20 protein-coding genes and 1 pseudogene are annotated in these 23649 nt (G+C 59.8%); 18 read left to right on the plus strand and 3 right to left on the minus strand.

Annotation, left to right across the window (positions count from 1 at the left end):
* The first annotated feature begins 35 nt into the window (after positions 1-35).
* The 10 genes from msub_RS20455 (at position 36) to lipB (ending at position 9078) form a co-directional block, all read left to right on the plus strand.
* Positions 36-1292, plus strand: coding sequence for a glutamate-5-semialdehyde dehydrogenase (locus msub_RS20455; protein ID WP_048497933.1), 1257 nt, complete (start codon positions 36-38; stop codon positions 1290-1292).
* Positions 1293-1297: 5 nt separating this feature from the next.
* On the plus strand, positions 1298-1948 hold the full coding sequence (gene nadD, locus msub_RS20460) for a nicotinate-nucleotide adenylyltransferase (RefSeq protein WP_048497934.1): 651 nt from the start codon (positions 1298-1300) through the stop codon (positions 1946-1948).
* Between the two features lie 70 nt (positions 1949-2018).
* Complete coding sequence (gene rsfS / locus msub_RS20465; RefSeq protein WP_048497935.1) at positions 2019-2369, plus strand: ribosome silencing factor; 351 nt, start codon at positions 2019-2021, stop codon at positions 2367-2369.
* A 2-nt stretch (positions 2370-2371) separates the two neighbouring features.
* Entirely contained in the window at positions 2372-2842 is a 471-nt protein-coding gene (gene rlmH, locus msub_RS20470; RefSeq protein WP_048497936.1) for a 23S rRNA (pseudouridine(1915)-N(3))-methyltransferase RlmH, read from the plus strand.
* A gap of 9 nt (positions 2843-2851) precedes the next feature.
* The gene (mrdA, locus tag msub_RS20475; protein ID WP_048497937.1) at positions 2852-4747 is read left to right on the plus strand and encodes a penicillin-binding protein 2; all 1896 of its coding nucleotides are present in this window, start codon (positions 2852-2854) and stop codon (positions 4745-4747) included.
* On the plus strand, positions 4747-5892 hold the full coding sequence (gene rodA, locus msub_RS20480) for a rod shape-determining protein RodA (protein WP_048497938.1): 1146 nt from the start codon (positions 4747-4749) through the stop codon (positions 5890-5892). Before mrdA ends, rodA begins: the two co-directional genes overlap by 1 nt.
* 125 nt (positions 5893-6017) lie before the next feature.
* A complete protein-coding gene (locus msub_RS20485; protein WP_048497939.1) occupies positions 6018-6911 on the plus strand; it encodes a septal ring lytic transglycosylase RlpA family protein in 894 nt (297 codons plus the stop codon).
* A 56-nt stretch (positions 6912-6967) separates the two neighbouring features.
* Positions 6968-8134, plus strand: coding sequence for a D-alanyl-D-alanine carboxypeptidase family protein (locus tag msub_RS20490; protein ID WP_048498056.1), 1167 nt, complete (start codon positions 6968-6970; stop codon positions 8132-8134).
* Between the two features lie 30 nt (positions 8135-8164).
* A complete protein-coding gene (locus msub_RS20495) occupies positions 8165-8434 on the plus strand; it encodes an HP0495 family protein (protein WP_048497940.1) in 270 nt (89 codons plus the stop codon).
* Positions 8435-8439: 5 nt separating this feature from the next.
* Positions 8440-9078, plus strand: a complete 639-nt coding sequence (gene lipB, locus msub_RS20500) for a lipoyl(octanoyl) transferase LipB (protein ID WP_048497941.1) — start codon at positions 8440-8442, stop codon at positions 9076-9078.
* Between the two features lie 21 nt (positions 9079-9099).
* Here lipB and msub_RS20505 read toward each other — a convergent pair whose 3' ends face one another.
* Complete coding sequence (locus msub_RS20505; protein ID WP_048497942.1) at positions 9100-10170, minus strand: GGDEF domain-containing protein; 1071 nt, start codon at positions 10168-10170, stop codon at positions 9100-9102.
* Between the two features lie 254 nt (positions 10171-10424).
* On the opposite strand from msub_RS20505, the gene msub_RS20510 reads away from it, so the two are divergent.
* The gene (locus msub_RS20510; RefSeq protein WP_048497943.1) at positions 10425-11870 is read left to right on the plus strand and encodes an ABC1 kinase family protein; all 1446 of its coding nucleotides are present in this window, start codon (positions 10425-10427) and stop codon (positions 11868-11870) included.
* On the opposite strand, the gene msub_RS20515 is transcribed toward msub_RS20510, so the two are convergent.
* Positions 11810-12253: a YqaA family protein gene (locus tag msub_RS20515; protein WP_048497944.1), complete on the minus strand. Its 444-nt coding sequence runs from the start codon at positions 12251-12253 to the stop codon at positions 11810-11812. The two genes, msub_RS20510 and msub_RS20515, sit on opposite strands and share 61 nt — an antisense overlap.
* A gap of 60 nt (positions 12254-12313) precedes the next feature.
* Between msub_RS20515 and msub_RS20520 the strand changes: the two genes are divergently transcribed.
* Both msub_RS20520 and msub_RS20525 read left to right on the plus strand, forming a co-directional pair.
* A complete protein-coding gene (locus msub_RS20520; RefSeq protein ID WP_048497945.1) occupies positions 12314-14440 on the plus strand; it encodes a methyl-accepting chemotaxis protein in 2127 nt (708 codons plus the stop codon).
* Positions 14441-14608: 168 nt separating this feature from the next.
* Entirely contained in the window at positions 14609-14851 is a 243-nt protein-coding gene (locus tag msub_RS20525) for a GrxA family glutaredoxin (protein WP_048497946.1), read from the plus strand.
* 87 nt (positions 14852-14938) lie between these two features.
* Here the strand turns inward: msub_RS20525 and msub_RS20530 are convergent, their stop codons facing one another.
* Positions 14939-16201 (minus strand): 6-phosphofructokinase, encoded by a 1263-nt coding sequence (locus msub_RS20530; RefSeq protein WP_048497947.1) that lies wholly within the window; start codon positions 16199-16201, stop codon positions 14939-14941.
* 155 nt (positions 16202-16356) lie between these two features.
* Here msub_RS20530 and mpl point away from each other — a divergent pair, with 155 nt between their 5' ends.
* From mpl to msub_RS20555, 5 genes and pseudogenes are all read left to right on the plus strand, one after another.
* A complete protein-coding gene (gene mpl / locus msub_RS20535) occupies positions 16357-17751 on the plus strand; it encodes a UDP-N-acetylmuramate:L-alanyl-gamma-D-glutamyl-meso-diaminopimelate ligase (RefSeq protein WP_048497948.1) in 1395 nt (464 codons plus the stop codon).
* A gap of 42 nt (positions 17752-17793) precedes the next feature.
* Entirely contained in the window at positions 17794-18441 is a 648-nt protein-coding gene (locus tag msub_RS20540) for a flavin prenyltransferase UbiX (RefSeq protein ID WP_048497949.1), read from the plus strand.
* Between the two features lie 122 nt (positions 18442-18563).
* Entirely contained in the window at positions 18564-19703 is a 1140-nt protein-coding gene (locus msub_RS20545) for an acyl-CoA dehydrogenase family protein (protein WP_048497950.1), read from the plus strand.
* A gap of 96 nt (positions 19704-19799) precedes the next feature.
* Positions 19800-21551: pseudogene (locus tag msub_RS20550) on the plus strand (protein adenylyltransferase SelO).
* A 152-nt stretch (positions 21552-21703) separates the two neighbouring features.
* On the plus strand, positions 21704-23614 hold the full coding sequence (locus tag msub_RS20555; RefSeq protein WP_048497951.1) for a hypothetical protein: 1911 nt from the start codon (positions 21704-21706) through the stop codon (positions 23612-23614).
* Positions 23615-23649: the final 35 nt, after the last annotated feature.

Genomic DNA, 23649 nt, shown 5'->3' on the forward strand with positions numbered 1-23649 from the left:
TTTGAAACAGCGCTTTGAAAACGAAAGGTAACGTAATGGACATTGCAGCTTATATGGCTGAGGTGGGCCAGCAGGCCCGTGCAGCAGTGACCGGAGTGGCGCGCTCGACCACCGCCGTTCGCAATCAGGCACTGCTTGCGACGGCAGAGGCTCTTGATGCCGCGCGGCACGAACTGGCTGTGGCCAACAGCAAGGATCTGGACCGGGGCCGGGAAAATGGCCTTGATGCGGCCATGCTGGACCGCCTTGAGCTGACGCCCCAACGGATCGACGCCATGATTGAAGGGCTGAAGCAGGTGGCCTCGTTGCCGGATCCCATTGGCGCCATCACTGACATGGCGTTCCGCCCCTCGGGGATTCAGGTTGGCAAGATGCGGGTTCCCCTGGGTGTGGTCGGGATAATCTACGAGTCCCGGCCGAATGTGACCGTTGAGGCGGCCAGCCTGTGCCTGAAATCCGGCAACGCCACGATTCTCCGGGGTGGTTCCGAAGCAATCCACTCCAATCAGGCCATCGCCCGCTGTCTCTCCGAAGGCCTGGCCAGTGCCGGGTTGCCCGAGGCCGCCGTGCAGGTCATCAAGACCACGGACCGGGCCGCCGTGGGTGAGCTGATCACCATGCCGGCCTATGTGGATGTAATTGTGCCCCGGGGGGGTAAGGGCCTGATCGAGCGCATCAGCCGCGATGCCCGGGTGCCGGTGATCAAGCATCTCGACGGCGTATGCCACGTCTACATTGACAGTCACGCCGATCCGGAAAAGGCGCTCAAGGTCGCGGTCAATGCCAAGACCCAGCGTTATGGCACCTGCAACACCATGGAAACGTTGCTGGTGGATCGCGAGATTGCCGAGGATATTCTGCCGCTGCTCGCACCGGCATTTGTCGAGAAAGGCGTCGAGCTCCGCGGCTGCGAAGAGACCCGCGCCATTGTTGACGGTGTCGCCGAGGCGACCGAGGCCGACTGGGAAGCCGAGTATCTGGCCCCGGTTCTGGCGGTGCGGGTGGTGGGCGGGCTGGACGGCGCCATTGAACACATCAACCGCTACAGCTCGCAGCACACCGACAGCATCGTGACCGAGAATTATACCCGGGCGCGCCGGTTCATTACCGAGGTGGATTCCAGTTCCGTGATGGTCAACGCTTCCACTCGCTTCGCGGATGGATTCGAGTATGGCCTGGGCGCAGAGATCGGGATCTCGACTGACAAGATCCATGCCCGCGGTCCGGTGGGGCTTGAGGGGCTCACCTCCCAGAAATATGTGGTGTTCGGCGACGGGCATATCCGGACCTGATGCCCATGCATGTGATTTATGGCGGAACCTTTGATCCGGTGCACCATGGCCATCTTCGGCTGGCGCTTGAAGTCAGTGACCGGCTTGGTGTCGGATCCGTCAGCCTGGTGCCCTGTCATATTCCGCCGCACCGTGGCCAGACCGGCGCATCGTCAGACCAGCGCCTGGCCATGCTCCGGCTGGCGATTGCCGGCGAGCCCCAGTTGCGAATTGATAACCGGGAGCTGGCAAGAGAGGGCGCCTCCTACACGGCGGATACACTTCGCCAGCTCAGGGCAGAGCTCGGCCCGGACGAGCCGCTGGCAATGGTCGTTGGAACCGACGCCTTTGCCAGCTTTGACCGCTGGCGGGAATGGCAGCAAATTCCGGAGCTTGCCCATGTGATTGTGGTTCGCCGGCCGGGCCCGGCACTGGATCCGGCCGGCAAGCCGGCCAGGCTGTTGGCGGAGCGCCTGGTGTCGGGCCCCGAGGCGCTGCATCACAGCCCTTGTGGCGGATTTCTTCAGATGGATCCGCCGCTGCTGGATATCTCGGCCACGGGTATCCGGGAGTGCATTGGCGATGGCCGGTCCCCGCGATATCTGGTGCCTGACCAGGTCTGGCAGGAAATTCGCCGCCAGGCACTCTATGGTGCGTGCCCCGACGGGAACTTTTAGTGCTACAATCGCGTCTGAATACGATATTTCGGGCGGCCATTCCGGCAAACGCCCGTCCGACAGGGTGATTATGCAGGCAGAGCAACTGAAAGACCTGGTAGTAAATGCGCTTGAAGATGTGAAAGCACAGGACATCAGCGTCATTGATGTCCGTGACCGAACCAGTATCACCGACTTCATGGTTCTGGCATCCGGAACCTCCAACCGACATGTGAAATCCCTTGCCGATTCCGTGGTTGTTGAAGCCAAAGAGCAGGGTGTTCGCGCCAGTAATGTCGAGGGCGCGGGAGTCAGTGACTGGATTCTGGTGGACCTGGGCGATGTGGTCGTCCACGTCATGATGCCTGCCACGCGGGAATTCTATGATCTGGAGCGTTTCTGGCGCGACGCCCCGGATCTTGGTGTTGCAGGCAGCGAATAATCATGCGGTTGCGCCTGATCTGTGTGGGGCAGAAAATGCCCGACTGGGTCATTACCGGATTCGGAGATTACGCCCGCCGCATGCCGCCGGAGTTGCCCCTGGAGCTGGTGGAGATTGCCATGGCTCACCGGGGCAAAAATCCCGATATTTCCAGACTGATGCAGCGCGAATGTGACGCGATTCTCTCCGCGACGGGCCCGAAAGACCGGGTGATTGCGCTTGAGGTTGGTGGTCGTCCCTGGTCGACCGAGAAGCTGGCAGGCCAGCTTGAGACCTGGCAACAGGATGGTCGGGATGTGAGTTTCCTGGTGGGTGGCCCGGATGGCCTGGCGGAAGACTGCCGGAAGCGGGCAGACCAGCAGTGGTCTCTCTCGCCGCTTACCTTACCTCACCCCCTGGTGCGTATCGTTCTCGCGGAACAGCTCTACCGAGCCTGGTCGATCACCCGCAATCACCCATACCATCGGGCTTAGGGAGCTTCTATGCCGTGGGGCGAGTTCAAGGATACGGCGGCAGAACGCCGACTTTTCCAGCGCCGGACCGTGGTCATGCTGTTATTTGTCATGGTGGCCATTGGCGGGCTGATTGCGCGCATGTACCAGCTTCAGATTGTCGAGCACGAGGTTTATACCACCCTGTCGGACAAGAACCGTGTGCAGGTTCAGTCAGTTCCCCCGCCCCGGGGCCTTATCTACGACCGTAACAATACCCTGCTGGCTGAAAATCGCCCGGTGTTCAGCGTAAAGCTGGTGCCGGAGCGTGTTGATGGCATGGATGAAACGCTGGAGAAACTCGGTTCCATTCTGGAGATTTCCGAGGAAGATCTTGAGCGCTTCCGGCGCCGGCTCGAGGAGCCCCGGCGGCCTTTCCAGGAGATTCCGCTCCGTTATGATCTCACCCCGGAGGAGATTGCCCGGCTCGCGGTGGAGCGACACGAACTTCCCGGCGTCGAGGTGAAAGCGGAGCTGGTGCGCTATTACCCTCATGGTGAACTCACGGCTCATGCCCTGGGGTATGTCGGCCGTATCAACCGGAATGAGCTGCAGAATATCGACCCGGTGAACTATGCGGGCACCAACTACATCGGAAAATCCGGCATTGAGCGGTTTTACGAGGAGATCCTCCACGGCAAGGTGGGTTATCAACATGTTGAGACCAACGCCCGTGGCCGGATCATGAGGGTTCTGGAGCGCGAGAACCCGGTGCCCGGTGAAGACCTCCAGCTCCATCTGGATCTCAGGCTGCAGCAGCGCGCCCATGAGCTACTCGACGGGCGGCGCGGCGCCATTGTTGCGATTGAGCCGGACACCGGAGGCATTCTGGCGCTGGCCAGTGTGCCCGGGTTCGACGCCAACAAGTTTGTTACCGGAATCAGTGTCAATGATTACCGGGAGCTCCGCGAGAGCAAGGACAAGCCGCTCTTCAACCGTGCACTGCGCGGGCAATACCCGCCGGGCTCGACAATCAAGCCCATGCTGGCTGTGGCCGGGCTCGACAGCAATGCCGTCACAAGGGATCACACCATTTGGGACCCTGGATACTATCGCCTGACGGAAGGCGGCCGGCTCTGGCGTGACTGGAAACAATGGGGCCATGGCTGGGTCGACCTGAAAGACGCCGTGGCGGAATCCTGCGACGTCTATTTTTATGAAATGGCCGTGGAAATGGGCGTGGACACTATGTACAGCTACCTCTCCCGGTTCGGCTTCGGGGAGGATGCCACCCTGGATGTGGCCGGCGCACTGAATGGCCTGCTGCCATCGCCGGAATGGAAACGTGCGGTCAGGAACCGGCCCTGGTACCCCGGGGATACGGTCAACATGGGTATTGGCCAGGGCTTCATGCTCGCCACACCACTGCAGCTGGCCACGGCCACGGCCCTGATCGCCAATCGGGGCAAGTGGGTGGAGCCGAGGTTGCTGAAAGATATAAAAGGCGATCATCCGACCGACCAGTTTCTGCCTGATGAAACCCACGAGCCGCTCAAGCTGAAAAATCCCCAGGATTGGGAGTACGTTGTGGACGCGATGGCCGAGGTGATGCACGGCGCCCATGGTACAGCCCGGCGAGCCGGTAGTGACGCTCCCTACCGGATGGCCGGCAAGACCGGCACGGCTCAGGTGTTCAGCCTGGATGAGGATGAGGAGTACGATGCGGAAGAGCTCCGGGAGCGTCTGCGGGATCACGCGCTCTTTGTCGGCTTCGCCCCGGTGGATAACCCGAAGATTGCGGTGGCGGTGATCGTTGAGAACGGTGGCAGCGGCAGTGGCACAGCGGCACCGGTTGCCCGGGCCATGTTCGATGCCTGGCTGCTGGACTATTCCAAGCCGTCCGGTGACAAGCTGGTCAGCAATGCAGCAGGGCAGGTGTCGAACTGATGGCCTTCAAGACATTACTTGATCCAACCGCAAGCAATCCCCTCGGCCGGCAGCGGACCATCTGGATGACGCTGCACCTGGATCCGATCCTGCTGGCGCTGTTGCTTGTGCTGGTTTCCTGCGGCCTGTTCGTGCTTTACAGCGGGGCGGACCGGAACCTGGAAGTGGTCAAGGCCCAGGGCATCCGGCTGGCTATCGCCTTTGTCGTTATGTTTGTGTTCGCGCAACTGGATCCTTCGGTGTATCGACGGTGGGCGCCCTGGCTCTATGTGGCCGGAGTCCTGTCGCTGGTTGCGGTTCTGGTGGCTGGTGTCGGGGCCAAGGGCGCGCAGCGCTGGCTGGATTTGCCGGGGGGGTTGCCGCGCTTTCAGCCCTCCGAGCTGATGAAGCTCGTGGTGCCCATGACGACAGCCTGGTACCTCTCCAGGCATTTTCTGCCTCCGAGGTTCCGGCATGTGGCAGTCGGGCTTGCGATCGTGCTGCTGCCGATGGGGCTGATCATTGATCAGCCGGATCTGGGGACCTCGCTGCTGGTTGGGCTGGCGGGAATTTTTGTGGTGTTTTTTGCCGGTATCAGCTGGAAACTGATCGCGGCGTTTGTTGCCATGGTGTCGGTGTCTGCGCCACTGATGTGGTTTTTTGTCATGCGGGACTACCAGAAGCAGCGGGTTCTGACGCTGCTGAACCCGCAAAGTGATCCGCTTGGCGCCGGCTGGAATATCATCCAGTCGAAAACCGCCATTGGCTCCGGAGGCATTGAAGGCAAGGGTTGGTTGCAGGGTACCCAGTCCCACCTGGAGTTCCTGCCGGAGAGCCACACCGACTTTATCGTTGCCGTGCTGGCGGAGGAATTTGGCTTCATCGGGATGCTCGCGCTCCTGACCGTATATTTCCTGATCATACTCAGGTGCCTGTATATCGCCGCCACCGCTCAGGATTCCTTCAGTCGCCTTGTGGCCGGCGCCCTGGCGATGACTTTCTTCATCTATGTCTTCGTGAATATCGGTATGGTAAGCGGAATTTTACCGGTGGTGGGTGTGCCTTTACCGCTTGTCAGCTATGGTGGAACCTCCAGTGTCACCCTGATGGCGGCATTCGGGGTCTTGATGTCAGTACATACACACCGGAGAATGATTGGTGCCTGACCGGAACCCGCGGAACCATGGCGGTCTGGTAATGGTGATTACCGCAGATAACCCGTTACAATGAATCGCAATGCTGCCGGTACTGGTATCGTGGCAGCTCCGCTGTTCTTGAGGAAGTCCGGATTGTGAATTGCAAACCATCATCATCGCTTATACTGGCGGTTGCTACGGCAGTGATGCTCAGTGGTTGCGCTTCAGCGCCCGGGACCGGTCAATCGTCCCGCTACGCTCTGGCGAACGACCGCGCCCCCTCCGGTGGTTTCGATGTGTCTGGTCTCGGCAATGCCGTTCCCGTTTACGAGGAGCCCAGTGGTGCCGGCAACAAGTCTCCCTACACGGTCTGGGGCAAGCGATACCATGTGCTTGAGAGCAATGATGGATATGTGGCACGGGGCACGGCGAGCTGGTACGGGGAGAAGTTTCATGGACACAAGACTTCCAACGGTGAAACCTTTGACATGTATGCCATGTCTGCGGCTCACAAATCCTTGCGGATTCCGGGCTACGCCAGGGTAACGAACCTGGATAACGGTCGCTCGGTGATTGTCCGGGTCAACGACCGGGGACCTTTCCACGGCGACCGGCTTATTGATCTCTCCTATGCCGCTGCCAAAAAACTGGGTTACCAGGCCCGGGGCACCGCCAGGGTTGAGGTTGCGGCCATCACCATAGAGCCGGATGGCGCCATGTATCTTGCCGGGAAACCATTCACGCCCGGCCGTTCCCGCGGCCACTCTGAAGCCCCGGCCAAGGCAGGCGATGAAAAGGCAATGGACCGGCAATCGCTGTTCGTCCAACTGGGCTCCTTCAGCAGCCGAGATCCGGCCGAAAAACTGCTCGAACAGGCAAGGGCGGTGCTTGAGAACCCGATGCGCGTGAGAGCGGTTGATACCGACGCCGGGCGTTTTCACCGTGTTCAGGTAGGGCCGTTCACTGATGAGGTGTCGGCCAGGAAAACCCAGAACCTGCTGGAGGCCCGGGGCTTTGAACAGTCTATCGTGCTGACGGATTCATACTGAGTAACCAGAAATCACGCTGAAAACAGACACACACCTAACGACGAATGAATGGAGCCATGGCCTTAAAATCTGCTTTCCGAACGCTAACCGTTGTCTTCGTACTGATGCTCGCCCTGACCGCCAAGGTGATGGCCCAGTCGGTGCTGATCCCCTCGCCGCCGCAGATTGCCGGCAGTTCCTATGTCCTGATGGACCCGAAAAGCGGCCGGATCATCATGGACGAGAACAGCCATGAACGTCTGCCGCCTGCGAGCCTGACCAAGATGATGACGGCCTATATTGTCGAGCGGGAGCTGGATGAAGGCCGCATCTCCATGACCGATATGGTGCCCATCAGTGTTAATGCCTGGAAGACTGAAGGTTCCCGGACCTTTGTCAGGGAAGGCACCCAGGTGGCCGTAGAGGATCTTTTCCGGGGTGTGATCATCCAGTCCGGCAATGACGCCTCGGTGGCGCTGGCGGAGTTCATTGCCGGAAGTGAGCAGGCCTTCGTCGACATCATGAATCAGCAGGCCCAGTTACTGGGTATGAAAGATACCCATTTCGAGAATGCCACCGGGCTGCCAGCACCGAATCACTATTCAACCGCGTACGATCTGGCGATTCTGGCCCGGGCCATCATTAACGACTATCCGGAAAACTATTCGATCTATTCGGAAAAGCATTTCACCTTTAACGATATCCGGCAGCCAAACCGGAACAGCCTGCTGTGGCGTGACAGCAGTGTGGATGGTCTGAAAACGGGCCATACCGAACAAGCCGGATACTGTCTGGTGGCTTCGGCCAAGCGGGATGATACCCGCTTTATTGCCGTGGTCATGGGCACGAGCAGTACACAGGCCCGGGCCCAGGAAATTCAGAAGATGCTGAACTATGGCTTCCGTTATTACGACAGTGAGCGTCTGTTCCAGGCCGGACAGGAGCTGATCGAGGCCAAGGTCTGGGGTGGCGAGGCGAATCAGATCTCGGTTGGCCTGGCGGAAGATGTCTACGTCACTATTCCCCGGGGCTCCAGAGACAGCCTTGAATCGACGGTAGACCTTGATTCTGTGATCAAGGCACCCATCAAAGTGGGGGATGAGCTCGGACGGGTCAAGGTGTCTTACAACGGTGACGTGCTGGTTGATCAGCCGGTGCTGGCCCTGACCGATGTTCCCGAGGGCGGTTTCTTCAAGCGCATCTGGGACGCCATCAAGCTCTTTTTCATTCAGTTAATGCCGTAGGGTGACGTTGGTCCCCGGGGGTGAAGCCGCATGAGTCAGCCGAAAGCACCAAAAATTGAATTTCCATGCGACTACGTGATCAAGGTGATCGGTAATGCAGCACCGGATTTCACTGAGTTCGTGGTTGAGGTCGTGGCGCAGCATGCGCCGGGCATCTGCGAAGCCGATATTTCGGTGAATGAGAGCAGCAAGGGCCGTTTCTCCTCGGTACAGCTGACAATTGTTGCCACCGGGGAGGCGCAGCTCAAAGCCCTGTTTGAAGACCTCAAGGCCAGTGGCCGTGTACACATGGTGCTCTGACGCCGATGCCTGAACTGATTGTCCGGTCCCTGGGGGAGCAACCCTACCTGGAAACCTGGGAGGCCATGAAAACCTTTACCGCCAACCGGGATGAGACCGTTGCCGATGAGCTCTGGTGCCTTGAGCATCCCGGGGTCTACACCCAGGGTCAGGCGGGCAAGGCCGAGCATATTCTGGCCCCGGGTGACATTCCGGTGATCCAGGTGGACCGGGGTGGGCAGGTGACCTATCACGGCCCGGGCCAGTTGGTAATCTATCTGATGATCAATCTGACCCGAAACAGGATGGGCATCCGTGCACTGGTGGATGAAATTGAGCAGGCGATTGTCCGAACCCTTGCCGGGTTAGGCGTGGAATCCGCGCCGCGAGCGGATGCCCCTGGTGTCTATGTGGACACATCAAAAATTGCGTCGCTCGGGCTCCGGGTGCGGCGGGGGTGCTCTTTCCACGGGCTGGCGCTGAATGTTGACATGGACATGGAGCCCTTCCGGCGGATCAACCCCTGCGGTTATGCCGGATTGGCTATGTGCCAGGTTCGCGATTTTGTCCCGGAGATTACCCTGCCCGAGGTCCAGCGGCGCCTTGTTGCCCAACTGGTGGAAGGCCTGGGACACTCTGCGGTGGAGTTTCAACAGGGTTGGTAGCTCGGATGGCCGCCTTCGGTCCTATCCGCAGACACGATTGCGCCCTTCTGACTTGGCCTGATAAAGCGCCTCGTCTGATCGCTGCAGCAGTCGATCAATGGATTCGGATCTCCGGATTGTTGCAACGCCCGCACTGACCGTGGTTTTTATCAACCCCTGTCCGGTATTGACCGACGCTTCCGAGATCGCCTGCCGAATCCTGTCGGCCGTCTGCAAGGCCTGTTCTGACGGGGTTTCAGGAAGCAGTATAAGGTATTCCTCGCCGCCCCACCGGGCCAGTGTGTCCACCTTGCGGCACTGTTCACGCAGCGTCTGGGCAACCAGAGTGATCAACTCGTCTCCCACATGATGTCCGTAATTGTCGTTAACGCTCTTGAACAGGTCGATATCCAGCAATACGACTGAAAAAAGGCGGCCGTTCCGAAGGTAGCGCTGATGTTCTGCATCAAGCTGGCTGAGGGCCTCCCGGCGGTTTGCCAGGCCGGTCAGGGCATCGTGCTTGGCGGCATACTCGAAATCCGCGGCCAGTTTTAGCAGGCCAAGTTTGCTTCGGCGGCGGCTCTGGTCAAGGATGTAACAGGTGACCATTTCGAAGCCCAGCGCAAAGATCATGGTCAACCGGAAGCTGGAGCTGTACGGCGGTTCAAAGAGCATATCGCCCAGCGGGCTGAACAACAGGATAACCGCGGCAAATCCCCCGCTGCAGGCGGCCACTCCAACCCGGGCTTCGCTGATGTAAAAGATGATCGGCGGGTAGGCGAACAGCCAGAGAATGGCCGAGCCGTCTTCCACAGCATGAATAGCCAGGTAGGTAAAGAGCACGGTGATCAGCGCGATGAACCCGCGGCGCTGGAGGGTTTTGTGACTGGATAGCCAATAAACCAGGGAGTTGGCGGCCAGCATTACTGCAAAACCAATCAGCAATGGTGGTGTAACCGGATCATTTCGCAGGCCGGATCGCCAGGCAAAGAATACCAGCAGAGGAACGGCTACGGTTGTCAGCCAGTTGATCAGGACAGGGACAGGAATTTCGCCCTTGACACGAAATTGGGAAAGTTCCGTATCCGGCGTGTTTCTTGTTGTTTGAGACATGTTCAGGTCTTGTTCTTGTGATATTTGGTATCGGACCTTACGTATGACCAGATGGTAGACCGGTTCGCCAGTGCAGACTGTATCGAAACGTAAACAACCTGATGGTCCAGATCTAAAACCGGCAGGGGGCCCGTTACATTGGCTCCACGGCCGCTCAAACCCGGGCGTTTCGGTTAGGTCAGCCCACCGGAGTATCCGTATAATGATGTAAGCCGCCAAACCTGGTGAAATTCTCTGATCCGAACAGGTCTTCCATGGCATCCAGACGTTCAGGAAAATCGGTTTCCCGCATCAAGACAGGCAGCTTCGAACGCCGGTTGAGCATGACCCGCGCCGGCCTGTTCGCAGGCACCCGCATGGCTTCGCACATGGCGACCAACTGGTTCGGCAGCGAGGAAAAACGGGAGAAGCGCCACCGGGCGATGCTGTCAAGCCAGGCGCGCTTCCTGGTGGATGAACTGGGCCAGCTCAAGGGCAGCGTGGTGAAGATCGGCCAGGTGATGGCACTGTATGGCGAACATTTCCTGCCCGAGGAAGTGACCGAAGCCTTGCACACCCTGGAGGACCAGACCACCTCGCTGGAGTGGCCGGCCATTGAGCGGGTGCTGAAAGCCGAACTGGGCGTGGAACGGCTTGCTGAGCTCGAGGTGGACCCGGAGCCTATCGGGGCGGCGTCCCTCGGCCAGGTGCACCGGGCCGTGCGCCGCAGTGACGGGCTCGAGCTGGTTCTGAAGGTGCAATACCCCGGTGTCGACGATGCCGTAGACAGCGATCTGAATGCCGTTGCGCAGTTACTCCGGGTGGCCAGGCTGGTGAACTTCGGCCCGGAATTCAACGACTGGCTGGAAGAAGTGCGGGAGATGATGCACCGGGAGGTGGATTATCGCCTGGAGGCAAAGACTACCGAAAAATTCCGCCAGATGCTGGCCTCGGACCCCCGGTTTATCGTACCGAGGGTTTTGCCGGAGTTCTCAACTGCCCACATCATCGCTTCCACTTTTGAGCACGGGCACTCGGTGAGTTCTCAGGCGGTCCGGGAGTTGCCACTGGCAAGGCGCAGTGCGCTGGGGAAGGCTGCTCTGGAGCTGTTTTTCCGGGAGCTGTTTGTCTGGGGTGAAATCCAGACCGACCCCAACTTTGGCAACTACCGCATTCGGATTGCCGGAGAAGAGGGCGAGGACTCTGGCTATGACCGGATCGTTCTGCTCGACTTCGGGGCGGTACAGTCCTACTCGGACGAGTTCCTCCAGCCAGTAATCCAGATGATCCGGGCGTCCTATGAAAATGATCTGCAGGCCGTAATCGACGGCGGGGTAAAACTGCGCTTCATGAGCACCGACTGGCCGGAGGAAGTCCTGCAGAAGTTCGGGTCGGTGTGCATGTCGGTTCTTGAACCCCTGTCCAGCGACCGGGAGTCGTGGCCGGATTATGCCGTGAACAGCCATGGAGAATATCGCTGGAAACAGAGCGATCTGCCCTCCCGGGTTGCCCGCCAGGCGGCCCGCTCGGCCATCAGCCGGTATTTCCGGGTGCCGCCCAAGGAGTTTGTGTTCCTGAACCGCAAGCTGATCGGGGTCTATACCTTTATCGCCGTTCTGAACTCCGAGTTCAATGGCGAGCCAATGCTGCGTAAATACCTCTATGGCGAGGGCGGCGATGCCCCGGATGCTTCGGCCACCAGCCAGAGTACGAAGGCATAGCGGGCGCCCTTGCCGATTCCCACCAGAATCACGAAGTTCAGCCAGGGCACGCGCATGATTCCGCCCACCAGGGTCAGCGCGTCGCCCCCCAGGGGCAGCCAGCCCATAAGCAACGACCACTGGCCATAGCGGTTGAACCGGTTCCGGGCCTTGTGCAACTGTAATTCGCTGACCGGAAACCAGCGTTTGTGCTTAAAGCGATCCACTTGCCGGCCGATAACCCCATTAACGACCGAGCCAAGCGTGTTGCCCAGCGTTGCCCAGACCCACAGCCACCACCAGGAATAGCCCTGGGTGAGCATGGTGCCGAGCAGGATTTCAGAGTAGGCAGGCAGCAGGGTGGCGGCGGCGAACGCGGTCAGGAAAAGTGTCAGGTAAGCCACCGGGCACTCCTTGCTTGAAAATGAAATGAATCTTCTACACCCCACAGGTCTCGCGTTACGATGAAACAGTTCTCGCTCCGCTTCAAGCTTTACGCCCTCGTTGTGTCCCTGCTCCTGATCATGGGCGTCAGTATCGTCGTTACGGCCCAGTTGTCGCTCAGGGACATGGAGCAGCGGTTGACGGCTGAAACCCGGGAGACGGTGCAGGGTATTGTGATGGACCAGCTTGGCGCAACCGCCGGCAAATATGGCGAGCTGGTCAGCGGCCAGTTTGCGACCGCGTTTCGCACGCCGGAAGTCGTTCGCAATGTGATTATCCGCAATATCCAGACAGACAGTTCGGGGCGCATCAGCCGTTCGGCCCTGCAGGAAACGATCGGTGCCGTCCTGGAAGAGCAGCCGAGCCTGAGCTCCATCTACGCCCAGTTTGAACCGGACGCCTACGATGGCCAGGATCGCTATTTTACCGGGGGTGTTGAGGAACACAGCAGTGACGAAGGCACCCTGGAGATCTATTACTACCGGGATCCCGAGGGCAATGTGGTGTTCAGCCGCACAGAGGATCCGGCCACCAAATACCTGGACAGCAGGAACGAGTTCGGTATTCGTGAGGCAGAGTGGTACCTGTGCTCCAGGGATGCCAAAGCGCCCTGCATCATGGAGCCCTACAATTACGAAATCAGCAAGGGGTATTCCGAGCTGATGACCAGTCTCGTGGTGCCGATTCTCGATGAGGGCACCTTTGCCGGGGTCGTTGGGGTGGACATCAACCTGTCGACACTGCAAAAGACCATCGCCAGTGTCAGCCAGAAACTGTTTGATGGCCAGTCCCGGGTAACGCTGCTCAGCCAGAAGGGGCTGATTGCCGCCTCCAGCCATTATCAGGAGCACCTCGGTCGCCCCCTTGTGGAAGCCTTGCCGGAGCTTGGCGAGACCCTGTCCGGGTTGCACCAGGGCGAGGGCACCTATGACGATGGCGAAACCCTCGCCGTTGCCTACCCGGTAGATATTCGCCTGCCGGGCGCCCAGTGGTCGTTATTGATTGAACTGCCCCGGGCGGCAGCATTGGCCAGCGTCTCTGAAATCACCGACCTGTTATCCGCTGAAGTGGCCGCCACCGCCACCCGCCAGACCCTGGTAGGAATCGCGGTGGTAGTAATCGCCATCATTGCGCTGGTGCTGCTGGTTCGCTCGGTTACCCGGCCACTGGATGAAATCCGCGACCGGATGAAGAATCTGGCCAGCGCCGAAGGGGACCTGACCCGGGAGCTGGAAATTGACACCCACGCGGAACTGATTGACCTGGCAGGCGGGTTCAACGCCTTCCTTGCCCGGCTGCGGGAAATGATCAACGATCTGAAGGGCGTAAACGCCAAGGTCCGCCAGCAGGCCGGCGAAGTCGGCGCCATTGCCGTTGAGACCGACGAGCAGACCGCCCGCCAGCACCAGGACATCGACAGTGTGGTGACTGCGATGAACGAAATGTCTGCAGCAGCGGGTGAGGTGGCAGGTTTCGCGGGCGAGGCGGCCGACAATGCCCGAATGGCCCAGGACGGTATCCGCTTCACCCAGGATACGCTGTCGTCGGCGGTGACCGGTGTCAGTGCGGTTGCCAGTGACATGGGCGAGGCCAGTAAGGCCATTGGTCGTGTTTCCCACCGCAGCGAAGACATCAACCGCATTCTGGAGGTGATCCGCGCCATTGCCGAGCAGACCAACCTGCTGGCGCTGAACGCGGCGATTGAGGCGGCCCGGGCCGGAGAGCAGGGGCGTGGCTTTGCGGTGGTTGCAGACGAGGTTCGTACCCTGGCATCCCGCACCCGGCAGTCCACCGATGAAATCAGCACCATGATCGACGGGCTGAAACAGGACGTAAACGGTGCTGTCTCGGTGATCCAGAGTGGTGTAAACCGCGCGACGTCGGCCGTTGACGGTACCCAGGAAGCGGCCCATTCGCTGGCCACCGTTGTCGACCGCATCGGAACCATTGTGGAGCATGTGACCCAGGTCGCCACGGCGGCGGAGGAGCAGAGCTCGGTGAGTGAGGAAATCAACCGCAACCTCACGCAGATTGGTGATGCCGCCAATGATCTGCGAGAGCTGGCCAGCCGGGTCAAGGGCAATGGCCAGGCGCTGGATAGCGAGGTTCAGGTCCTCGAGCGGGAACTTGGCCGTCTGAGGACCTGATGGCGGGTTCGGTGAGCCGCTGGCGAGCCTTAACCTGGCCCGGCATGGTCAGCTACTATGGCGGCGATTCAAACCATCAATTTTCAATTCCGGAGTGCCGTGTCATCCTTGGCCAACGGATTCCGGAGATTCAAAACTTACTGTCAACCAGGTTTCGGAGGTCTTCCTATGGAGCAGGTCACGATTTATGGCCGATCAAGCTGCGGATTCTGTGTCCGGGCAAAGGGCCTGTGTGAGACCAGGAACATCCCTTATGTCTGGATCGATATGATCGAGAAGGGCATGAGCAAGCAGGATATCGCTGACAAGATTGGCCGGCCGGTGTACACGGTGCCGCAGATCCTGGTGGGTAGCCAGTACGTGGGTGGGTTCGACCAGTTCTATGCCTACCTGAGAGATCACGGCGCGTAAGCTGCCCGTTGCCCTGCTAACGAAAAGGGCCTGACAGATCGACTGTCAGGCCCTTTTTTTCATGCGCTGGCGGTGCTGACTGCCGGCCTAAAGCTGGAACTCGGTTTTCAGCTTCCTTTCGACCAGAATATTCTGCAGTTTGGCAACCCGCGGCAGCCCATTGTCGAACGGCGGGAAACTCTCCCCGTAAATCAGGGGCTCCAGATAGTCCCGGCAATCCTGGGTGATGCCAAAACCATCGTCGGTGATGTAGTGAATCGGCATCTTCTTTTCCTGGTTGGCCACTTCACTCAGAGGCGCTTCGCCAATCTTCCAGCGGTACGGCTTTGCCTGCTCGCGAACGATGGTGGGCATCAGAGCCTGTTTGCCCGCCAGAGCCATCTCCACCGCGGCCTTGCCAACGGCATAGGCCTGCTCCACATCGGTGGCGGAGGCAATGTGCCGGGCACTGCGCTGCAGGTAGTCGGCTACCGCCCAGTGGTACTTGTGGCCCAGGGCCTGCTTGACCATATTCGCCAGGGCCGGCGCAACGCCACCCAGTTGGGTATGACCAAACGCATCCTTGGCACCGGCATCGGCCAGGAACCGGCCGTCTTCATACTGGGCACCTTCGGACGCAACCACGACACAGTAGCCATATTCCTTCACGCAGTGATCCACCCGGGCCAGGAAGGTGTCCCGATCAAACGGGATTTCCGGGAACAGGATGATGTGCGGCGGCTCGCCCTCACCCTGGCCGGCCAGGCCGCCGGAAGCAGCAATCCAGCCCGCGTGGCGCCCCATGACTTCCAGTATGAACACCTTGGTTGAGGTTTCGCACATGGATTTGATGTCGAGGCTGGCTTCGAGGGTAGAGGTGGCAATGTATTTGGCCACCGAACCAAAACCCGGGCAGCAGTCGGTAAACGGCAGATCGTTGTCGACAGTCTTGGGGACGCCGATGCAGGTGATGGGGTAGCCCATCTTGTCGGCAATCTGGGAAACCTTGTAGGCCGTGTCCTGGGAGTCGCCACCGCCATTATAGAAAAAGTAGCCGATGTCGTGGGCCCGGAACACTTCAATCAGCCGCTCGTATTCGCGACGGTTCTCTGAGATGTTCTTGAGCTTGTGGCGACAGGAGCCGAAGGCGCCCCCCGGCGTGTGAATCAGGGCCTGGATGGCTTCGTCGCTTTCAAGGCTGGTATCGATCAGTTCTTCTCTGAGCGCTCCTATAATACCGTTGCGCCCGGCATACACCTTGCCGATCTTGTCCGGATGTTTGCGGGCAGTCTGGATGACCCCGCAGGCACTGGCATTGATGACGGCGGTGACGCCGCCGGACTGAGCGTAGAATGCGTTCTTGATGGCCATCTCGGGCTGGAGCCTCCTGCTGGTTCGACAATGGCGCCGATGATACGCCAAACGCCGGCATTTTTCATGAGCAGGATTGCGGATAGCGTGGCTCTTGACGGGGTGGGGCGGATACGGGAGGCTTGTCGGGTTTCAATGGAGAGGGCAGTCGCCGAATGCACATTCATATTCTCGGAATCTGTGGCACCTTTATGGGCAGCCTCGCCGTTCTGGCCCGGGAGCTGGGCCATACCGTGACCGGCTCCGACCAGGGCGTGTATCCGCCCATGAGCACGCAGCTGGAGGCTCAGGGCATCAGCTTGATGGAAGGCTACAATCCGGAGCATCTGGAACCACAGCCGGACCTTGTGCTGATTGGCAACGCCATGTCTCGCGGCAATCCGGAAGTGGAGGCGGTGCTCAACCGCAACATCGATTACATGTCCGGGCCCGAGTGGCTGGCCCGCGAAGTGCTCCGGCACCGCTGGGTCATGGCGGTGGCCGGCACCCATGGCAAGACCACCACAACATCCATGTTGCTTTGGATACTGGATCAGGCCGGGTTCGAACCCGGGTATCTGGTGGGCGGTGTGCCCCGGGATTTCCCGGTGTCAGCCCGGCTGGGCAACAGTGACTTTTTCGTCATCGAGGCCGACGAATACGACAGCGCCTTCTTTGACAAGCGTTCCAAGTTTATCCATTACCGCCCCCACACCCTGATCCTGAACAATCTGGAGTTCGACCACGCGGACATCTTCGAGAACGTCGAGGCCATCGAGCGCCAGTTCCACCACCTGGTAAGAACCGTTCCTTCCCAGGGCCTGATTATCCGCCCGGCGGTGGACGGCCACCTGGATAATGCCCTGGCAATGGGCTGTTGGAGCCCGCTCCAGGACACCGCCATTGGCAGCGAGACCCCGCGTATGTCGGATTGGCGGGCCGAGCTGCTGTCGGAGGACGGCAGCCGGTTTCTGGTCATTCACCACGAGCAGCCGGTGGCCACCCTGAAGTGGGGCCAGACCGGCCTGCATAACGTCCGCAATGCCTTGTCTGCCATCGCCGCCGCCCGCCATGTGGGTGTCACCCCCGATCACGCGGTAGCCGCGCTTTGCCGGTTCTCCGGTGTCAAACGGCGGATGGAGTTGCTGGCAGACATAGACGGCGTGCGTGTGTACGACGACTTTGCCCACCATCCGACCGCCATTGCCACCACCCTTGAGGGCTTACGCAATCAGGTGGGTGAAGAACCGATCCTGGCGTTGATTGAGCCGCGTTCCAACACCATGAAACAGGGTGTCCATCAGCAGACGCTGCTGCCCAGCGCGGAAACTGCGGATCGCGTTCTGTGGGCCAATCTGAATAACATGGACTGGCTGCCGGAACTGATTGCCGGTTGGCAGGCGCTGCACGCCGGTTCCAATCTCCACCGGGTTGAGGCCACGGTGGAGGATTTGCTGGCACGCACCCTGGAAGATCTCCCCAGTCCCTGCCACATTGTGATCATGAGCAACGGTGGCTTTGGCGGTATCCACGGTAAACTTATTGCCGAACTTGAGCGTATCCGTGGCTGATCCGGCGCGCCCGGCGATTTCATCTGACAAGTGGCGACACCCATGACCAATCACCAGAACCGGCCATCAACCGTTAACCTGGCCTTCACCGGCGCGTCCGGTGCCCAATACGGCCTGCGCCTGTTGCAGTGCCTGGTTTCGGCCGGCTGCCGGGTGAACGTGATGGTCAGCCGGGCCGCGCAGGTGGTGATTGCCACGGAAACCGACCTCAAGCTGCCGGGAACCCCGCCCGCGATGCAGGAAACCCTGTCTGCCTATGCCGGCGCGGAACCTGGCCAGGTGCTGGTGTTTGGCCGGGAAGACTGGTTTGCACCGCCGGCTTCCGGCTCCGGGGAGAGAGCGCCACTGGTGGTCTGCCCCTGCAGCACCGGAACGCTCTCGGCCCTGGCGACCGGTGCCAGCAACAACCTGATCGAGCGGGCCGGTGATGTGGCCCTGAAGGAACGGCGCCCACTGATTCTTGTGCCCCGGGAGGCGCCTTTCTCGGAAGTCCACCTAGAGAACATGCTGAAACTGACCCGTATGGGCGCGGTGATCATGCCCGCCAGCCCCGGCTTCTACCACAAACCGCAGTCGGTCGAGGATCTGGTGGATTTTATTGTCGCCCGTATCCTCGATCACCTGAACCTGCCTCAGGACCTGATGCCCCGCTGGGGCGAAGCTCGCGCCGAGGACAAGCGCATGGGCTGAGGGGGCTCGGGGCGATGGTTTTGGTCAGCCCGATTGATGCTTTTCATCATTGAGCAAGCCGGCCTCCGGGCAGAGACTTGGTGAACGACAATCACAACACAGGTCATTCACCGAGGTTCACCATGATTCCACGCACGCTCTTCGACGCCGACCTTGAAGGCTTCCGCGATTCCGTCCGCAAATTCCTGGAGCAGGAAGCGGCGCCTTACCACGACCAGTGGGAGAAAGACGGCCAGGTCAGCCGCGAGCTCTGGCAGAAGGCCGGTGAGCTGGGCTTCCTTTGTCCCTGCCTGCCAGAAGAGTTTGGCGGTGTAGGCGCGGATTTCCGGTACAGTGCGGTGTTGATTGAAGAAGTGGCCAGGGCCGGCTTGACCGGGATAGGCTGGGGCTTGCACTCTGACATTGTTGCGCCTTACGTGCTCAACTATGGTTCCGACGAGCTCAAAAACCACTATTTACCGAAGCTGGCCAGCGGTGAGATGATCGGTGCCATTGCCATGACCGAGCCGGGCGCTGGTTCGGACCTGCAGGGCGTGAAAACCACGGCGGTCAGGAACGGCGACCACTATGTGCTCAACGGCTCGAAAACCTTCATCACCAACGGCCAACTTGCGGATGTAGTCATTGTGGTTGCCAAAACCGATCCCAAGGAAGGCGCCAAAGGCATCAGCCTGTTCATGGTGGAAACCGCGTGGGAAGGGTTCGAAAAGGGCCAGAACCTCAACAAGGTGGGCATGAAGGCGCAGGACACCTCCGAGCTGTTCTTCCAGGACGTGAAAGTGCCAGTGAAGAACCTGATCGGCCCGGGCGAGGGGCAGGGCTTCTTCCAGCTGATGCAGGAACTGGCGGCCGAGCGCCTGCAGGTTGCTCTGGGCGCTGTGGCTGCGGCCGAGGCAGCCTGGCAGTGGACCCTGGATTATGTGAAGGAGCGAAATGCCTTCGGAAAACCGGTGATTGCCTTCCAGAATACCCGCTTCAAGATGGCGGAAATGAAAGCGGAAATCACCGCTGCCCGGGTATTCACCGATCGGTGCCTGGAGCTGCATCTGGACAAGAAGCTCGACATTCCCACCGCGGCAATGTTGAAGCAGCTCACCACAGACCTGCAGTGCAAGGTGATGGACGAGTGCGTGCAGCTCCACGGCGGCTACGGCTACATGTGGGAATACCCGATCGCACGGGCCTGGGCAGACTCACGGGTGCAGCGGATCTATGCCGGCACAAATGAAATCATGAAGGAGATCGTCGCCCGTTCATTCTGAGCAGGGCCCTGGGTTCTGGCAAAAAGGGTTCTGGCCAGAGGGGCGGTCGAAGGCAGTGCCAGCACTGCCCGTTCTCCTGGATCAGGAGACGCAATGATGGATAATCAGTTGTCGAGAGAATCCAGCCTGGAAGTGACCAGCCTCGAAGAGCTTGCACCAATGGCAGACTATTCCCTGATGAATCGTCTGAACTGCGATCCCGGTGCGACCCCCGATGGCGTTGACTTCCGGCCACGACAGGTCTTTTCAGGGCACTACGTTCCGGTCAGGCCAACGCCCATCGAGACCCCCGAATACGTCGCCCACAGTGAAGGTTTGTTCCGCGAATTGTGCTTTGCAGACAGCCTGGCCCGCTCTGATGACTTTGTCCGGATGTTTTCCGGAGACCTCTCACTCGTGCCGGAACCCATGAGCAAAGTCGGTTGGGCGTGTGGCTATGCGCTCTCCATCTACGGCACCGAATACACCCAGCAGTGTCCGTTCCAGACCGGCAACGGCTATGGTGACGGCCGCGCCATTTCGGTACTGGAAGCGGCTATCAACGGTCGACGCTGGGAAATGCAATTAAAGGGTGGGGGACGGACGCCCTACTGTCGAGGCGCCGATGGTCGGGCCGTTCTGCGTTCCAGCGTTCGTGAATTCCTGGCACAGGAGCACATGCACGCGCTGGGAGTCCCAACCTCCCGGTCTCTGAGCCTGTATGTATCGAAAACGGAGACGGTGCGGCGACCCTGGTACTCCGAGGGCTCCCATGCCAGGGATCCCGACCAGCTCATTTCGGAGCCGGTTGCCATCTCCACCCGCGTGGCCCCGTCATTCATTCGGGTGGGCCAGCTGGAACTCTTTGGACGCAGGGCCCGAAAGCAGGAACACCCCCGTGCGCTTGAAGAACTCGAGCAGCTGGTCCTGCACCTGATTGATCGGGAGTACAATGGCGTTATTGACCAAACACTTGCGACCCCCACAAAAGTCGTGATGCTCGCGCGGGCGTTCCGCAGCCGCCTTGCCTCCCTGGTCGCGAACTGGATCCGGGTTGGTTACTGTCAGGGTAATTTCAACAGCGACAACTGCGCCGCCGGCGGCTTCACTCTGGATTACGGCCCCTTCGGCTTCTGCGAAGTGTTTGAGCCGTTTTATCAACCCTGGACCGGCGGGGGGCAACACTTCGCTTTCCTGAATCAACCCGCGGCAGCGGAAAGGAACTTCAAAAGTTTCTGCTCTGCCCTGAGGCCTCTGCTTGATGATCATGAGGACGAACTGGCTCAACTGGATGAGATTCAGCAGGGCTTCCCGGACGTGATGCAGGCGGAAATGCAAACGATGTGGTCAGCGAAACTGGGGCTTGAGACTTTTGACACCGAACTCTTCAAGCAACTGATGATGCTGATGACGCAAACGCCCGTGGATTATACCGTTTTCTTCCGCGAGCTTTCGTCGATCCCTGATGATATTGAACCCATCAAAAAGAGCTTTTACAGGTCTCTGGACGAACCCGGGATAGCCGGCTCGGAAGCCCTGCTCGAGCGTTGATCACAATGGTTCAGCGAGTGGAAATCGCAAATTGGAATCGGCGGAAATGGTGCCAATGGCGCCGGCTGGCAATCGCGCGAGGAGCGTTCCCGAAGCATGAAACGGGTGAATCCAAAGTACACCATGCGTGAGTGGTTCGTGGTGCCTGCCTACCAGCGGGCAGCCGAAGGAGATTACCTGCCAATCAGGGAGCTGCAACAGGTATTGACTCAGCCCTACGCCGAGCAATCAGAGGCGGTCGAGAAACGCTTTTACCGGCTGAAGCCCTCAGAGCTTTTCGATCTCGGAGGGCTTTCCCATTACAGCTGCTCGTCTTAGCCGGACGAAGCACTGCGACAAAGTTTCTGGCGGGTTTGACTGAGCCGGGCTGGTTACCAAACTTTACAAATTGCCAAACCTATCAAGGTCTCCGGCCATCACATCCCCTAAAGTAGCGGCACAACCTCTAACAAGGATAAACGGTTGCCGCGATGAAACGCCTCATTGGTCTCTCTGTTACTGCTTTTTCCCTCGTCCTGGCCGGGTGCGGCAAGGAATCTGATCAGTTGCCCGTGGACGGACGGGATTTTGATGGCGTGGAGTACAGTGAGCCGGCGCCCTACACCGGCAAGGTCATCGATGGCTACCTGAACAACGCCCGGGTCTGGCTGGACATGGATGGCGACAGCCAGTTCACGCCGGGCCCGCTGGTTATTGAACTGGACAATGGTGAGACGGCCACGCTTGCATCTGGCGAGCCGACCGCCATGAGCGGCCCCGGAGGCCGGTTCTCACTGGATATTGCCGAACTGGAACTGGAGCCCACCCTGGGGCCGGATCTGGACCCACGGGACTATCCGCTGTATGCCGTGGCGCTACCGGGCAAGACGCTTGAAGAAACCTGGAGCGGCAAGGTTCCGGTGGCCAGAGCATTCCTGATGTCGGCGCAGCCGGGCGTTCGGAATGTAACGCCGCTCACCACCCTGGCCCGGTATCGCGGCCTGGCGGGCCTGGGTTCCTTCCTGGAAGCCCAGGCCGGAGTGGCCGCCAGTCTGGCGGACCTTAACCTGGTGCGGGATTACATCCTCGCCCAGGATGAGCGTTCCCATGCCTACGCCCGGGCACTGGCAAAATTCATGGCCAGCCAGATTCCCGATGCCTACAACAAGCTGCTGGCGGAAGACGGCAGCGACGGTGCCGAGCCCTACCTGAGCAGGGAGGCGGTATTCCTGTTGGGCCTTTCTCTGGTGCGGAACGCCGGGGATGTGATCGCGGTGGTGGATGCGGCCGCTCAGGGCGGATATGCCAATGTTGACGTTGATGCCCTGCAATTGCCGCGGGTTGCCCTGGAGCTTGATGATCCGGTTCTGCTGACCAGCCAGAGAATCTATTCGGAACCGGCCAACCAGGGAACCTTGCCGGCGCTGCGCACCGGCCTGGATATCTCCGCCGAGCTGCGGTTCGACTACACCCAGGGCGGCCAGCTGGTGTCCGTCTCCGCTAAGGGCTGCCTGGCGCCGTCCATGCCGGAACTGGCCAGGCTGGTGCGGGTAAACGGCTATATGGCCAATCTCGAGACCCAGTGGCTGCCGGCCGTTGCGCTCTCAAGCCAGAGCCGGGAGACTTATAAAACCGAGGGAGTTGATGAACGTCTGATCTTCGACTGGGACAACCAGCGAATCTATTTCGAGACCAGCACCTCATGTCACGAGCCCGCTGGCATTCTGGCGGGATCAAGCGAGCTGGGTGGGAGCCCTGAGGTTGCCTATCGCTGGACAAAGGAGGGCGGTGAACTGGTGGAGCTGGTTGCGGACTACGCCGGTGGCGTTACCCGAACGCTTGTTCCTGACAACACTCTTCTTCCGGATGGAACTGAAGCACCACAGGTTTTTCCGGGGTACCGGATTCTTGAAGACGGTGTCCAAAAAGAGGCTGTGACCCTGACTTCTGAGATTGCAACCTGCGATCCCCAGTTGGACGCAGGGACAGCAAGCCAGGTCGTAACCGGCTATCTGAGCTATAATTTTGCGGGCCATGAGCCCCAGCCGACCGGCTTCACCGATTTGCTCCTGGAGTTTGATACCCGGGACTTTTCAGGCCCTGAGCATCCGGATCATCCGGATCTGCGCCTGTTGCGCTACGGCTTTCTGGATCCGGCGCTCTCCGGCCTGGAGCGGGTGACCGGAGATGGCGGATTCGAGTGGGCGATGAACTATCCCGGGTCGGATGCGTCCGGCTTTGTTGCGGAGCAGCCGAATCTGATCAGTCGGGCCTTTTTGAAGCGTTATAACAGTGTCGTTGACTGCGGCCGGAGCATGGATGATCTGCCGTCTGCAGCCTATGCGCAGGTTGAGTACAGCTATCAGCGGTTGTCCGAGTATCTGGTGGATTCGTTGAAATAATCTGGCGCGATCGTGAGCATGAATGAGCACCGGAA

It is taken from the genome of Marinobacter subterrani (assembly GCF_001045555.1).
Classification (GTDB): Bacteria; Pseudomonadota; Gammaproteobacteria; order Pseudomonadales; family Oleiphilaceae; genus Marinobacter; species Marinobacter subterrani.

Excerpts from the sequence above, each read along its gene's own strand:
- msub_RS20455 (WP_048497933.1), top strand. The coding sequence starts at position 36 with ATGGACATTGCAGCTTATATGGCTGAGGTGGGCCAGCAGGCCCGTGCA.
- nadD (WP_048497934.1), top strand. The coding sequence starts at position 1,298 with ATGCATGTGATTTATGGCGGAACCTTTGATCCGGTGCACCATGGCCAT.
- rsfS (WP_048497935.1), top strand. The coding sequence starts at position 2,019 with ATGCAGGCAGAGCAACTGAAAGACCTGGTAGTAAATGCGCTTGAAGAT.
- rlmH (WP_048497936.1), top strand. The coding sequence starts at position 2,372 with ATGCGGTTGCGCCTGATCTGTGTGGGGCAGAAAATGCCCGACTGGGTC.
- mrdA (WP_048497937.1), top strand. The coding sequence starts at position 2,852 with ATGCCGTGGGGCGAGTTCAAGGATACGGCGGCAGAACGCCGACTTTTC.
- rodA (WP_048497938.1), top strand. The coding sequence starts at position 4,747 with ATGGCCTTCAAGACATTACTTGATCCAACCGCAAGCAATCCCCTCGGC.
- msub_RS20490 (WP_048498056.1), top strand. The coding sequence starts at position 6,968 with ATGGCCTTAAAATCTGCTTTCCGAACGCTAACCGTTGTCTTCGTACTG.
- msub_RS20495 (WP_048497940.1), top strand. The coding sequence starts at position 8,165 with ATGAGTCAGCCGAAAGCACCAAAAATTGAATTTCCATGCGACTACGTG.
- lipB (WP_048497941.1), top strand. The coding sequence starts at position 8,440 with ATGCCTGAACTGATTGTCCGGTCCCTGGGGGAGCAACCCTACCTGGAA.
- msub_RS20505 (WP_048497942.1), bottom strand. The coding sequence starts at position 10,170 with ATGTCTCAAACAACAAGAAACACGCCGGATACGGAACTTTCCCAATTT.
- msub_RS20510 (WP_048497943.1), top strand. The coding sequence starts at position 10,425 with ATGGCATCCAGACGTTCAGGAAAATCGGTTTCCCGCATCAAGACAGGC.
- msub_RS20520 (WP_048497945.1), top strand. The coding sequence starts at position 12,314 with ATGAAACAGTTCTCGCTCCGCTTCAAGCTTTACGCCCTCGTTGTGTCC.
- msub_RS20525 (WP_048497946.1), top strand. The coding sequence starts at position 14,609 with ATGGAGCAGGTCACGATTTATGGCCGATCAAGCTGCGGATTCTGTGTC.
- msub_RS20530 (WP_048497947.1), bottom strand. The coding sequence starts at position 16,201 with ATGGCCATCAAGAACGCATTCTACGCTCAGTCCGGCGGCGTCACCGCC.
- mpl (WP_048497948.1), top strand. The coding sequence starts at position 16,357 with ATGCACATTCATATTCTCGGAATCTGTGGCACCTTTATGGGCAGCCTC.
- msub_RS20540 (WP_048497949.1), top strand. The coding sequence starts at position 17,794 with ATGACCAATCACCAGAACCGGCCATCAACCGTTAACCTGGCCTTCACC.
- msub_RS20545 (WP_048497950.1), top strand. The coding sequence starts at position 18,564 with ATGATTCCACGCACGCTCTTCGACGCCGACCTTGAAGGCTTCCGCGAT.
- msub_RS20555 (WP_048497951.1), top strand. The coding sequence starts at position 21,704 with ATGAAACGCCTCATTGGTCTCTCTGTTACTGCTTTTTCCCTCGTCCTG.